At 45.2% G+C, this 15125-nt stretch carries 7 protein-coding genes; 2 read left to right on the top strand and 5 right to left on the bottom strand.

Translation table 11 applies throughout. The features are described 5' to 3' along the window. Window positions 1-477 precede the first annotated feature (477 nt). The 5 genes from RMY16_RS11710 to rpsT all read right to left on the bottom strand — a co-directional run bounded on the left by RMY16_RS11710 (window position 478) and on the right by rpsT (window position 11999). Complete coding sequence (locus RMY16_RS11710; protein WP_322736494.1) at window positions 478-4524, bottom strand: DNA-directed RNA polymerase subunit beta''; 4047 nt, start codon at window positions 4522-4524, stop codon at window positions 478-480. A gap of 97 nt (window positions 4525-4621) precedes the next feature. Beyond that, window positions 4622-6499, bottom strand: coding sequence for a DNA-directed RNA polymerase subunit gamma (locus RMY16_RS11705; protein WP_322736493.1), 1878 nt, complete (start codon window positions 6497-6499; stop codon window positions 4622-4624). Between the two features lie 137 nt (window positions 6500-6636). After that, the gene (gene rpoB / locus RMY16_RS11700) at window positions 6637-9936 is read right to left on the bottom strand and encodes a DNA-directed RNA polymerase subunit beta (RefSeq protein WP_322736492.1); all 3300 of its coding nucleotides are present in this window, start codon (window positions 9934-9936) and stop codon (window positions 6637-6639) included. Window positions 9937-10820: 884 nt separating this feature from the next. After that, window positions 10821-11618 carry a TatD family hydrolase gene (locus tag RMY16_RS11695; RefSeq protein ID WP_322666270.1) on the bottom strand — a complete coding sequence of 266 codons (798 nt, stop codon included), beginning with the start codon at window positions 11616-11618 and terminating at the stop codon, window positions 10821-10823. 84 nt (window positions 11619-11702) lie between these two features. Continuing rightward, window positions 11703-11999: a 30S ribosomal protein S20 gene (gene rpsT / locus RMY16_RS11690; RefSeq protein WP_322666272.1), complete on the bottom strand. Its 297-nt coding sequence runs from the start codon at window positions 11997-11999 to the stop codon at window positions 11703-11705. A 732-nt stretch (window positions 12000-12731) separates the two neighbouring features. Between rpsT and hisD the strand changes: the two genes are divergently transcribed. Both hisD and RMY16_RS11680 read left to right on the top strand, forming a co-directional pair. Beyond that, entirely contained in the window at window positions 12732-14033 is a 1302-nt protein-coding gene (gene hisD / locus RMY16_RS11685) for a histidinol dehydrogenase (RefSeq protein ID WP_322666274.1), read from the top strand. 409 nt (window positions 14034-14442) lie between these two features. After that, window positions 14443-14868, top strand: a complete 426-nt coding sequence (locus RMY16_RS11680; protein ID WP_322736491.1) for a universal stress protein — start codon at window positions 14443-14445, stop codon at window positions 14866-14868. The last annotated feature ends 257 nt before the right edge of the window (window positions 14869-15125 follow it).

Raw genomic sequence — 15125 nt, 5'->3', positions numbered from 1 at the left:
GTGCCTCAAACATTGTTAACTTCGTATACTTCCTGAACGGTTCCAGCAGACAGCATCAAAATTATCTGAAGCCATAAATATCACAGTCAAATAAGTTACCTTGGACTTAATACAGAACCAGCGATCGCTCGACAGTTTTTATAATTTTAAATTCATGAATAAAGTTACTAGAATCAGATGGTTATGTACCAGTGATTACTAGGGCGTGTCATCAATTAAGCAAAATGACAGAAGCAGCTAGATAAATTGCACCTAAAAAGTTTGCAGCGCTGTAAAGTAGAAAATTTCAATATACTGATTGCGATCGCTTATTTTAATTGAATATGACGACACTTGCTCGCTAGGGTTAAAACTGAAACTAGCGCGCCCCTTTGCAAGGGGCACGCTAGCACGAGTCAGGTATTTTGGTTATTGGTAATTGAGCAGACTGGATATTACCTTTTCCCTTTTCCTTTTTAGACGCGAAATATCAAGTTTCTATTCGTCGTCGAAATCATCTTCGTCGTCTTCCTCTTCTTCCTCGTAATCGTCGTCATCTACTACTTCGTCAGCAATTAGTTCATCTTCTTCATCTAGAATTGACCTTTCTGCACGTCTGCTGCCAAAGCCAGATTCCCCAAGAGTAGGAGAATCTAAATTATAGGTGCGAGCTGTGCGATCGTCTAAGACCATATCTAGGGGATCGTCAACTTCATCTAACACGCTACTGGTAATTTCAGCAGCATAGTCATCGATCGCTCCTGGTTCTTCATAGGTATTGTATCCAGTACCTGCCGGAATCAATCGCCCGATAATCACGTTTTCTTTTAATCCGCGCAGCCAGTCAGATTTGCCTTCGATAGCTGCTTCGGTGAGTACCCGTGTTGTCTCTTGGAAGGAAGCGGCGGAAATAAAGCTGTCGGTGTTCAACGATGCTTTAGTGATCCCCAATAATACTGGGGTATACTGTGCCCTAGCACCGCCTGTAATTGCCATAGCTTCGTTCACCTGCTCAACTTGACGCAGTTCCACCAATTCGCCGGGAAGCATTGTGGTGTCACCACCATCATCAATCCTGACTTTGTTGGTCATCTGGCGAACAATCACTTCAATGTGCTTATCGGAAATATCAATCCCTTGAGACTGGTACACCATTTGCACTTCATTCACTAAGAAGGTTTGTACCTTCTGTAAGGCAAGGCTAGCACAAGCATAGATGCCATCTTCGGAACCCAAGCTAAAGAAGATTTCCAAAATTTCATGGGGATTGGATGGCCCATCAGTTAACGGTTGTCCTGCTAATACTGTCGAGCCATCTGGCACAATCAAATTTTGTCCTGGTCCCAGAGGATAATCTGTCACCACCCCATTAAATTCTACGACCTTGATGGCGATCGCTTCATCACCATCACCGTAAACTACCTTAACTTCTCCGCCTCGCCGACATAAGATGCACGCTTCTTTCGGTTTACGAGCTTCCAGCAGTTCCTCAATCCGGGGCAAACCTTGAATGATATCTCCGGTTTTGGCGCGTTCAAACACTAGCAACACCAAGTTATCACCCCGTTGTACCAAATCGCCGTCTTCTATCTGCAACACAGCACCCGGGCTGACTCGATAAGGGCGACCGATACGAGTAGTAATAACGTAGTTTTTAGTACTCAAAGCTGATTCTTCACCAGATGCAGCAGCGACACTTTTAATATCGACTACTTGCCCTGATTCTGGGGCAAAAACTCCAGGAGCAACTTCTGTACCTTCTACTAGCAAGTCACCCACTTTTACCTTTGGCTGAGTACTAGTATTAACGGGAAGCCTGTCAGCGTCGCGCAACACCAAACAGCGACGCACGTTTTCAGCTCCTTTTTGAACACCTCGTACTTCGCCACCTTCTTTACACAAGATTTGGGTACGTGCGACTACAGAACCTGGGGCGATGGTTAGCCCATCGTGTACCTCAAGTGTCGTCTGGGTACTACCTTGGGTGGCATCAGCGGTAATGTCTCGACGAATTACCAAGGATTCCAAAATCACTAGTTGTAAACGTTGAACTTCTGGATCTTCAGTATCCTCTACTAATTCAATATCTGCTGCCAGGGGTGAAGCATTATGGTCTTGTTCCCCTTCTTGCTCAATTTCCAGCACTAGCTGGGTTCGCAGCAGTTCTACGCCTTCAACAGATTTGACGCGTTCTGAATCTTTATAAGGTAGTCGCTGCACCGCTCTTAATTGGATTGATCGCCCGGTTTGTTGACTTACAGATGTAGTTGATGGCACATCTGGATTATCAGGGACGGCAAACTCAACTACTGGACGGCTCAACAGGGCGGGTCCTTCTGGTGTCTCTACATACTGGATATAACGCAATTCTGTGGCGACATTACCTTGGAATTCTTCACCTGGTTGGATGAAGGTGTTATCTCGCCCGATAACTGATTCGGGATCGTCCACCATCAGTAGTTCCCCTGGCTTCACGACTACTTCCCGGAGGATGTCGTTTTTCTGGGTCACTTCTACCACACCACTGTTTTGGCAGAAGATATCTTTCACCACTTCGGTGCCAGCTTCGACAAACTGACCGTCTTCCACCAACAGTAAAGAGATATCTTTATTAACTTCGTGGCTTTCTTCGGGAATCCACAACAGTGTACCGCCTTGCACGACTTCATAACCCAGCTTGGCTTTGCCTTTTTTCTGGACTTCGACACCTGCAAATTTCAGGAATCCACCAGTGGTTGTGCGATAGCGGTCATCAATTAACTCAGCTACCACTTGACCATTTTGCACTTTTGTGCCTGGTGTAGCCCGAAGGTTAAATACTTGGTTGTTGCCAGTAGAAACTAAGTAGTTATTGCGACCCTGGGAACTTTGGACTGTCACCGTTGCTTGATCTAAGACCACAGAAGCGGTGATAATCTCAATTTCCCTGGTACTCTTACCTGGGGTAGCTTCTGGCAAGCGCACCACACCGCCGTGCAAACTGGTTAACTTGGTTTCTGCTAAAACTCCATTAGAAGCGATCGCATCACCATTTTTCACTACTAATTCTGCACCAGGCGGCAAGTTGTAAACTTCCCCAGACAAAATCCAAATCAAGCCACCGCGTGCGGCTGTGGTTGTGGTATTACCTTGACGGTCAGTTTTTTGTTCTGGAACAACTTCGGCAAATTGCACTTCCCCTGCTAAATCAGAGGCGACATCTTTAACTGCTTTTTCTGTATTAGTCCGAGTTGTGCGTCCACCAAGGGCAACTTCTGCCAACAACTGACCTTGTTTTACCTTATTTCCATCAAATACATATAGTGTTGAACCTTGGGTAAGATGAACCTCTTGGTTCTCCGGAGTAACATCACCTACTTTTGCTGGCTCCAAAAGCATGATGCCATTAGCCTCAACATAAAGGGCATCTTCCCCGTGGCGGGTACGATATGTTCTGGTCTTCAGTTTGCGGGGAAGCTTGACAGTTCCATCAATTTTAGAACGAACTTGTTGTGCCACTTCTCCGGTAAACACCCCACCTGTGTGGAATGTCCGCATGGTTAGCTGAGTACCAGGTTCGCCGATACTTTGGGCGGCAATAATCCCCACAGCTTCGCCCAAATCTACCATCTTGGCGTGGGCCAAACTCCAGCCGTAGCAGTGTTGACAGACAGAACGCGCGGCTTCACAAGTGAGTGGCGATCGCACCACAACTTCTCCCACCCCAGATTTTTCAATTTTCTTTGCCAAATCCTCAGAAATTGGGGTATTACGTGCTGCAATCACTTCTTTTGTTACCGGATGCATGACATCTTCGCCAATTACCCGTCCCATCAAGCGGGTTCCCAGAGGAATCAAGGTTTTGGCACCTTCTGTCATTGGTCGAATCGCCAGACCTCTAGTGGTGCCGCAGTCAAATTCCCGAATAATCACATCCTGGGATACGTCCACCAAACGCCGTGTGAGATAACCAGAGTCAGCCGTCCGCAAGGCAGTATCCACCAATCCTTTTCTGGCACCGTAAGACGAAATAATGTATTCCGTTACAGTGAGTCCTTCACGGAAGTTGGTTTTGATGGGCAAATCGATAATTTCCCCTTGGGGATCTGCCATCAGTCCCCGCATCCCTACCAACTGCCGGACTTGAGAGATGTTACCCCGTGCCCCGGAGAATGCCATCATGTATACGGAGTTCAGGGGATTAGTTTTCTTGAAGTGAACGACTACTTCATCTTTCAAGGCTTCACTAGTACCGTTCCAAGTATCGATTACCTTTTGGAAGCGTTCTACTTCAGTAATTTCTCCCCGTTGATAACGGGTTTCAGTAGCGCGAATTTCTTCCTCGGCTGCCTCTAAGAGCAATCGCTTAGTTGGTGGTATCATCAAGTCATCTACACTGATGGAAACCCCTGCTTTGGTAGCGTAGCGAAATCCCAAATCTTTCAGTTTGTCCGCCATCACTGCGGTTCGCGCCGTACCATAATGCGTAAACGCCCAAGAAATTAATTTTTGCAGTTGACTTTTGTTAACTACGCGATTGCGAAAAATCATTTTTTCGTTAGTCATTAGTCATTAGTCCTAAATTAATAATTAGGAGTTAGGAGTTAGGAGTTAGGAATTTGTAATTAATAACTCCTAACTCTTAACTTTTCACTCCTCACTTTTAGCTTGCAAGTGCTTCCTGAATGGCATTGTTGTAAATAACACGACCAGGAGTTGTGTATATATACTGGGAAATTACATTGCCTTTAGCGTCTTGTCTGACTCGACGGAACTTATAGAGTAATGTGCGCGTACCATCCTCGTTTTCCGTCACTTTCACGGGTTCTGTATCCGCTTGGTCTGATTCTATTTCACCGTCAAACCGCACATAGATATAGGCGTGCAAGTCAATTTGATCTTGCTGGAAAGCCATAATTACATCCTCTAGCGAAGAAAAGTAATTTCCTGCCCCTTTTGTCGCATCGGGATTTTCTGCTGTTAAATAATAGGCTCCCAACACCATATCTTGGCTAGGCGTGATGATTGGTCTACCCGTGGCTGGTGACAAAATATTGTTAGAAGCCAACATCAACAACCGCGCTTCAGCCTGACTTTCTAACGATAAAGGGACGTGTACAGCCATTTGGTCGCCGTCAAAGTCGGCGTTAAAGGCTGGACACACCAGAGGATGCAGTTGAATCGCTCTACCTTCTACCAAAATTGGTTCAAAAGACTGAATACCCAAACGGTGCAATGTTGGTGCCCGGTTTAGCATTACAGGGTGTCCTTCAATCACCTCTTCCAACACATCCCAAACACTGGGATCATTACGGGATATCAGTTTTTTCGCAGCTTTGATGTTATTTACCATGCCGCTACGAATCAGGCGGTTAATCACAAATGGCTGAAATAGCTCAATCGCCATTTCTCTAGGCAAACCGCACTGGTGAATTTTCAGCTTTGGCCCGACCACAATTACAGAACGTCCAGAGTAGTCAACTCGTTTACCCAACAAGTTTTGTCGGAAACGTCCTTGCTTACCCTCAATAATGTCGGACAAAGATTTTAGAGGTCGGTTATTTGCCCCTACCACAGTGCGTCCCCGACGACCATTGTCAATCAAAGCATCCACTGCTTCTTGCAGCATCCGCTTTTCGTTCCGCACAATAATCTCTGGTGCCAAAATTTCCTGTAAGCGTGCCAAACGATTGTTGCGATTAATTACCCGCCGATATAAATCATTTAAATCGCTAGTGGCAAACCGTCCGCCATCTAGTTGCACCATTGGGCGCAAGTCGGGGGGAATCACGGGAATAACTGCCATTACCATCCACTCTGGTTTGGAACCAGTAGCGATGAAGTTGTCAATTACCCGCAGTCGTTTAATTAGCTTGGCTCTTTTTTGTCCTTTGGCGTTGCCAATTTCTTCGCGTAGGCTTTCGGCTTCTTGTTCCAAATTGATATCGGCAAGCAAACGCAACAGCGCTTCAGCCCCAATACCTACCTCTACGCCTTGCAGCACAGAATCTTCGCTATAAATTTGGTCTTCTATTTCCAACCACTGGTCTTCACTCAGTAGCTGTTTGTAAGTTAAAGTTTCGGCATTACCTGGACTCAGGACAACATAAGAGTTGAAATAGACAATCTGCTCGACATCCCGCAAGGGCATATCCAACAGGATGGAAATATAGCTAGGAATACCCTTGAGATACCAAACGTGAGCTACTGGTGCGGCGAGTTTAATATAGCCCATGCGGTGACGACGCACCCGTGACTCGGTGACTTCTACCCCACAGCGCTCACAAACAATACCTCTGTGACGAACTCTTTTATACTTGCCACAATGGCATTCCCAATCTTTCGCGGGGCCAAAGATGCGCTCACAAAACAAGCCATCCATCTCTGGCTTGAGAGTTCGGTAGTTAATCGTTTCTGGCTTGGTAACTTCACCGACTACTTGGCCATTGGGCAATGTTCTTTCGCCCCACTGCCGAATCCGTTCAGGGGAAGCCAAGCCGATTTTTACGTAGTCAAACTGATTAGTTTGGGCAGGTCTCATACTTAAGTGCTGAGTTTCGAGTTATGAGTTTTGAGTATATTTAGTTTTAAGGTTTGAATTAAGAAATATCCAAGTGCTAAATGCCAATTACTGAGTTTTTTAAGACTCAGCACTCAGCACTCAGCACTCAGCACTCCTTATTCGTCTTCTTCCAACGATTCGCGGGAAAGAGATTCGTATGTTGGTCGAGGAGGTGTGCGACGGGCTGATTGGTCTGCCATCAAATCGACTTCCACATCTAGGGAACTGCCGTCTGTTTGGGTTTCTACCTTGTGAACGGCAATGTCTAACCCCAATGATTGCAACTCGCGCATTAGCACCTTAAAGGATTCTGGAGTTCCAGGTCTAGGAATTGCCTTACCTTTAACGATCGCATTTAACGCTTCATTCCGTCCTTGCATATCGTCAGATTTAACTGTGAGCAATTCCTGTAAGGTGTAAGCTGCACCAAAGGCTTCCAATGCCCACACTTCCATTTCTCCAAACCTCTGACCACCTTGTTGTGCTTTACCACCCAAGGGTTGCTGAGTCACCAGTGAGTATGGGCCTGTGGAACGGGCGTGGATCTTATCATCCACCAAATGCACCAGCTTCAGCATATAAGCCACACCGATGGTAATTGCTCGGTCAAAGGGTTCACCTGTCCGACCGTCATACACCATGATTTTGCCTGGATTATCTGGGTTATATACCCAGTCTTTCCCTGTTTCGTCTCGTGCTTCTTGCAATTTGCCATGCACGATTCGGCGGGATGACTCTGCCCCGTACATTTCATCAAAGGGAGTAATCTTAAATCGCACTCCCAAAGTTTGACCAGCCCAACCCAAGAGGCACTCAAATACTTGTCCAACGTTCATCCGACTGGGTACGCCCAAGGGGTTAAGTACAATGTCCACTGGGGAACCATCGGGCAAATAAGGCATATCTTCCGCCGGTAATATCCGAGAAATAATCCCTTTATTACCGTGGCGTCCTGCCATTTTGTCCCCAACTTGGATTTTGCGTTTTTGAGCGACATACACCCGGACTACCATATTGGCTCCTGGTGGCAGTTCATCGCCTTGTTCACGAGTAAACAAGCGCACATCAACTACGCGGCCTTTTTCACCGTTTGGTACTCGCAGAGAATTGTCTCGCACATCCCGTGCTTTCTCACCGAAAATTGCACGCAACAGTTTTTCTTCTGGCGGTTGGTCAGATTCACCCTTAGGTGTAACTTTTCCTACCAAGATATCCCCAGCTTCTACCCATGCCCCAATGCGAATGATTCCTTGTTCATCCAACTGCCGCAAGGCATCTTCCCCGACGTTGGGAATTTCTCTGGTAATTTCTTCTGGCCCCAGTTTGGTTTGTCTAGCTTCAATTTCATATTTTTCAATGTGAATTGAGGTATAGACATCATCCTGCACCAGTCTTTCAGAGATTAAAATTGCGTCTTCGTAGTTGTAGCCTTCCCAAGGCATATAGGCAACAACGATATTTTGTCCTAGCGCCAATTCACCGCCTTCGGTTGAGGAGCCATCAGCCAATACCTGACCAGCAACTACCCGTTCACCAATGCGGACGAGAGGTTTCTGATTTAAACAAGTGTCTTGGTTGGAACGTTGGTACTTAGAAAGGGTGTACTTAATTTCTGGGGTATTAGGTTTAGGACGGACGCGAATTTCCGTGGCATCCACATAAGTGACATCACCATCGGTACGTGATACAATCACCATCCCGGAGTCTCTTGCTCCTTGGGCTTCCAAACCAGTACCCACCAAAGGACGTTCTGGCTTAAGCAGAGGTACTGCTTGCCGTTGCATGTTCGATCCCATGAGTGCTCGGTTAGCGTCATCATGCTCCAAGAAGGGAATCATGCTGGTTGCTACCGATACAATCTGTACGGGAGAGACTGCTACGTAGTCCACCTGTTCTGGTGTTGTGGTGGAAAATTCTTGACGATAACGGACTGGCACTAGTGGCCCAATAATGTGCCCGCTTTCATCTACAGGAATATCTCCCGGAGCAACCCGTAGATCGTCTTCTTCATCGGCTGTCATGTAGGCTGGAGGCAGATCAAATCTGACTCGCCCATTTTCTACAGGTCTAAATGGTGTTTCTAAGAACCCATATAGGTTAACCCGCGCATGGGTCGCCAAGGAGCCAATCAATCCGGCGTTGGGGCCTTCTGGTGTCTCAATGGGGCAAATGCGTCCATAGTGACTAGGGTGAATATCCCGCACAGCAAAACCAGCACGTTCGCGGGTTAAACCACCAGGACCTAAGGCACTTAGACGGCGTTTGTGGGTCAGTTCTGCTAGAGGATTGGTTTGATCCATGAACTGACTTAATTGGCTAGAACCAAAGAATTCTTTAATTGCTGCTACCAATGGTTTGGGGTTCACCAAAGAAGCGGGAGTTAGCACTTCGGCATCGGATACAGTCATCCGTTCCCGAATGATTCTCTCTAAGCGGTTTAAGCCCACCCGCACTTGGTTTTGCAGCAATTCACCGACGCTTCTCACCCGGCGGTTGCCTAAGTGGTCAATGTCATCGATATTACCGATGTCATATTCTAGGTTGATCAGGTAATCTACAGCTGCCAAGATATCGCCAGGAGTCAACACGCGCATGGTGTCTGGGACAGAAAGGCGCAATTTCTTGTTGAGTTTGTACCGTCCAACGCGACCAAGGTCATAACGTTTCGGGTCAAAGAAACGAGAATCCAGAAGTTGTTGTCCACCTAATACTGTGGGTGGTTCACCAGGACGGAGTTTGCGATATAACTCCATCAGCGCTTCTTCTTCAGAAAATTGCCCTTCTTTTTCGATGGTTTTTTGGAAATACTCTGGGTGGCGTAAGGCGTCAAAGATTTCGTTGTCTGATAACCCTAAAGCCTTTAAAAGTACTTGCGCTGAGAGTTTGCGGGTTTTGTCGATACGTACCCACACCAAATCATTACGGTCTGTTTCAAATTTCAGCCATGCTCCCCGGTTAGGAATTAAGCTAGCTGAATAAGTACGTCGCCCGTTTTTGTCGATTTCTGATTTGTAATAAACGCCTGGCGAGCGCACGATTTGATTGACAATTACCCGCTCGGCTCCGTTAATAATAAATGTGCCGCGATCGGTCATCAAAGGCAAATCGCCAATGAATACCTCTTGCTCTTTGATTTCCCCGGTTTCCTTATTAATCAACCGTGTGGGAACATACATTTGAACGGCATAAGTACTATCCCGCCGTTTGGCTTCTTCGACGCTGTACTTTGGCTCCTTGAGTTTGTAGTTATGACCCAAAAAGTGCAGTTCTAATTTACCCGTATAATCTGTAATAGGACTAAAGGAGTTAAGCTCTTCTATCAGCCCTTCTTCCAAAAACCAGCGAAAGCTTGACCGCTGGATTTCAATCAAGTCGGGTAACAGAAAGGCGGGTTCCATATATGTTTCTTTAGTCATGCCTCTACCTTTGTTAACCTGGTTAAATTTTCCCTTGGACACTGCTGTTTGACGCTTCCCATTGCTAGCCAGTGTCCTTGGCTGTTTGGGAACTTTTTCTTACACACTTGTGATTTACATCTGTCGGCAAAAGCAGCGATTAAATTTGGCTGGAATGAGCAATTTTTACAAGGAAAGTTGCCCATAAGAAGGGACTAAGTAATGGGTATTATGAAAGCAAGGGAAAAGTTGCTGAAAATCTTTTTCCTTTGCATCTCATGCCCAATGGAGCTAGTAGCTTCTCCTGTCAGAGATGCTATGCATAGCTTGCTTAAGATCAGGGAGAGAATTCGGCAGAGCTGCCCAACGCCTTGGCTCCCCAATGCCCATTTCAAATAGAATATCCAGTTAAAATATTCCTGAATTTGATTTACTTTCTTCACTTCCCCTCCAAAAAGCGCGTTAATTCGCTGACGCAGCTCCACACAGTGTGTTTTAAATCCACCCCGCTGGTTTATACTCTCAGTGATATTTTAGATATCCTAAGATTGAGGGAATGATCCGCACCTTGTCGATTTTGAATCAGAATCACTTCATTTTGCTGGATTGTACTCACAAGGCAATTTTTGTTTAACGATTTTGAATAGGTTCTAATACAAAGTAAACCGATGTTGTGCAAAAGTCTAGCTCAATTTAGTTTGGCACAGTTAGTCATGTGTGAAGAGCATCCGCTTGTAGAGATTTTGAGGATGGCCAAGCTATAACAGCATGGAAAATTAAGATGAGAAGTTTTATGCTCCTTCTTTTATCATTATGGCGCAAGCAAAATGTTTTTGAGGGAATAATACTAGCATATTTTTGTCCCCCTATAAATTTATTTTTTTTACACAACTTCACAAAAGGTACTAGAACAGATTTGATATTGACAACCCAAATAATTCACAGGCATTTTGGGTGGTTTGATGGGCGATCGCCTCTACCGTTTCCTGACGCAGTTTAGCTATTTGCTCGGCTACATAAAGTACGTATGCAGGCTCGTTGCGCCTCTCGCCCCGTTTCGGAACTGGAGCGAGAAATGGGCAGTCTGTTTCAATCAGTAGGCGATCGCTACTTACCATTGCAGCTGAGGATTGGATTGCTTTGGCATTTTTAAACGTTACTGTACCGCTAAAGCTGATATAGAAGCCTAAATCGAGAAACCATTGAGTTTCTTCTGGCGTTCCTCCCCAGCAATGCATTACACCCCGCACTCTTTCTCCTTTGAGTTGCCGCCACTTTTGCAACACTTCTTTGGTTGCCACCGCAGCATCACGGCAGTGGATAATCACTGGTAAGTTTAGTTCAGATGCGATCGCCAACTGGGACTCGAACACCATGTACTGTTGCTCATAGTTATCAGCTTTGTAAAAATCCAGCCCCATTTCCCCAATTGCTACTACATTCGAGTCAGAACTCGCTAAAGTTTTGATTTTCTCGGCTGTCTCGCTATTCCATTTATCAGCATCTAAAGGATGTAATCCTACAGCAAAACTAATTTCGGGAAACTCTTGGGCTATGGATTGAATACTGGAAAATTCCTCCGGGTGAACACAGGAATGCACTAAACGCACTACACCCGCTTCTTGCCACCGCGATCGCACTATGGCTAAATCCGGCTGAAAACTATCAAAGTTGAGATGTACATGCGTGTCTATCAGTTGCATCTTTTGTCCTTTGTTGTTTGTCCTTCGTCATTTGTCGTTTGTTTCGTTACCAATGACTAATGACTAAGGACAAATTACCAATGACTACTCAGCTGTTTGTGTGAGGGGCTTTAGTCTGTGAGCCAATCTTGATTTTTTCCTTGCCCCATTGTTTGGGTGAAGAACACCTCGTTTGATCGCTTTATCAATTTTGCCGTAAGCCTCGGATAACCGAGCCTGTGCTTCTTGTTTTAATTCTGGGGTAGGATTAGCTGTATAAGCAGCTACAGCATTGAGGTATTTTTTCATCAGCGTCTTGACTGCTGATTTGTAAGATTTATTACGCAGTCGGTTACGTTCTGCGATTTGGGCACGCTTAAGAGCAGACTTTGTATTCGCCACAGTCAATTCCAAAAATACGATTATTAATTATGTACACACACTACTAGACTTACTAATATAGCATCCAAATTGCCAATGTTATAATTTCCTAAAAAAATTATGGGATTAGGTATTGGGTATGAATGAAGATCGTCAATATTATTAGTTCCATAGTCTCTACTCGCCAATTCAGTATTTCGTCAATTTAGGAAATGCGTTAAAATAAAATACATCTAAAATAAATGTCACCCTAACTCATCACAACCTGATTAAGCAATGTGATTGCCAATAAATATAATTTGTCCGTAAACCAAATGTATTATTTAGAGGCAGGAACTATAAAGAGCTAAATCTCAGGGGTTCTCAAGTATAGAGCCGATATATCGTGCCTGTACACACATTAAGTAGTAAAAGTTAGGGAAATAAGTAAAAATTATACTCAAACTAACCCCTGTAAATTCACGGGATTGGATGTGTAAACATACCATCTGCACCCCCCAAGGATTGAGGAAAGGGTGTAAGGAGAGTGGGAAATGGCACACCTGCTTCCAGCCGCTAGCCAGTCAAGGCTTGTCGGATTGAGCAATTAAGTCGCCTTCTCAAGCAAACTATACGCTAGTAGCCTTGAGAGTATCAAAAAAATCCAGGTTAAGCTAGAGAAGAGAATTAGAGTCAGCTTGCACACCCCAGTGGGTCAAGAGCAATACTAAATCTCAGGTGGCAATATTATAATTTTGGCATTGTCCTTACTCCATGCTGCGAATTATTACTCAGCAGGCAGACGTTAGAGCAGAACTACAACGGATCTGCGATCGCACCCATGACGAACAGGTACTTCACAAAGAAGCAACGGTGCGGGAAATTTTGCAAGCAGTGAAGCGCCAAGGCGACAAAGCTGTATTGCATTACACGGACGAATTTGACAAACAAACCCTGAAAGCAGAAGAACTCCGAGTTACAGGCTCGGAACTGGATGCAGCCTATCAGCAGGTATCAAAGGAGTTGTTGAGTGCAGTTCGGCTAGCTTGCCGCCAAATTGAAGCGTTTCATCGTCAGCGAGTACCAAAAAGCTGGGTACACTTTGGTGACGATGAAGTAGTACTGGGCAAACGCTACACCCCTGTAGACCGAGCCGGGTTGTATGTGCCTGGTGGCCGTGCTGCCTATCCCAGTACAGTGCTGATGAATGCAATTCCGGCTCATGTTGCTGCTGTACCGCACGTGGTAATGGTAACACCACCAGGCCCAGGGGGTGCTATTAACCCAGCAGTCTTGGTAGCTGCCCAAGAAGCAGGGGTGCAAGAAATTTATCGTATTGGGGGCGCACAAGCGATCGCCGCTTTAGCTTATGGTACAGAAACGATTCCGAAAGTGAATGTGATTACTGGGCCTGGTAACATTTATGTCACCTTAGCGAAAAAACTTGTCTACGGCACTGTCGGTATTGATTCTTTGGCAGGCCCCAGCGAAGTGCTGGTGATTGCCGATGAAACCGCAAATCCGGTTCATGTAGCTGCTGACTTGCTAGCCCAAGCCGAACACGACCCAATGGCGGCAGCCATTTTGCTGACCACAGATGCTGCTTTGGCGAAAAACGTACAATTAGCCTTGGAAAGACAGCTAGTCGATCACCCACGGCGAATAGACACAGAAAAAGCGATCGCTCACTACGGCTTGATTATCGTTGTGGAATCGCTCCAAGCAGCAGCAGAACTCTCAAATGAATTTGCCCCCGAACACCTGGAATTAGAAGTCAAAGACCCTTGGGCACTCTTACCACAGATTCGCCACGCTGGGGCTATCTTTTTGGGTTACTCAACACCAGAAGCTGTAGGAGACTATTTGGCAGGCCCTAATCATACCTTGCCAACTTCTGGTGCTGCCCGCTATGCTTCGGCATTGGGTGTTGAAACTTTTCTCAAACACTCCAGTATTATTCAATACTCCCAAACCGCACTACAAAATGTGGCTGGTGCTATTGATGTGCTAGCAACAGCAGAAGGTTTACCTTCCCATGCTGATTCAGTCCGACGCCGAATTCAGCAAGAAGAGTGATTTGGAATGCTTAATTTTTTCTGATAAGCCAGTGCTGAGTAAAAATCCCAGTTCCTAGAACATTTTCATGCATGGCTGTGAAACTTGTTTCATCGGGACTACCTTGAGTCACCCTTTAAGCGTCCACAAGTCGGGTATTGTAAACAGACACGAGTTTCTGGGAGAGGAAAACCCTCTCCCAGAAACTCGTGAAAAGTTTCATTCTCCAGAAAAGTTGCTACAACCTCTTCACATGAAAGTGGCATAAAACTCACTGACCTATGGCGTAGCCTTAAATATATAAACTTACAGCTATTTACCTGAAAATAGCTGTAAGTTGTCAGATAAAAAATTAGTTTCGTGTCACTGCCGACTAATTTTGCTAGATACTTATGTATGTAAGGGGTCTACTCTTTAGGAGACAAGAGCAGTGCTAAATAGTGTTTTGGTAGCTCTGGACGGTTCGGATATTTCAGAACGAGTAATTCAAGCTTTAGATAATTTAGTGTTTTCAAAAGACGCCAAGGTTATTCTTTGTCATGTGTTTCTCACACCAGAGTCAGAAATGGAACTACCTGCTGATCGCCCTCAGCCAGAGTCCCCAACATTGTCTTATTTTCATATTGAAAAGCAACTGCAATTATATCAGGAAAAGTTATCAGTCAAAAGTGAGTTAGAGTTAGTAACTGGCGATCCCGCTGAAGAGATTATTCGTTTTGCCAATATTTATAAAACTGACTTGATCATAATTGGCAGTCGGGGGTTGATGGGGATGAAACGAATTGTTCAGGGTTCTGTTAGCAGTCAAGTTGTAGAAGAGGCTAATTGTTCAGTGTTAGTCGTAAAACCAAGGTAAAGATTTGCAAGGGGAAGCAATGGCTATAACTGCCCCAAAACTAATCTTTAAAGAATACTTGAAATATGATGGTTCTGATACCCGCTATAAATTGGTCAAGGGAGAACTAATTCCCATGAGTCTAAAAAGTGGGCAACACAGTGCATAAGAGTTTAAGAATTTTAACCTATGCAATTTTGTGTCCTCTGCGTTTGGAGTCGTTAAATAACCTGAGTTCGGGTTAAGCATTGTGAGATAAAAGCCATTCCATCTGAAGG

This window comes from Nostoc sp. DedQUE12b, assembly GCF_034530835.1.
Lineage (GTDB): Bacteria > Cyanobacteriota > Cyanobacteriia > Cyanobacteriales > Nostocaceae > Nostoc.
Note: the sequence above shows the minus strand (reverse complement) of the source record. Positions and strands in the feature narration are given on the sequence as shown.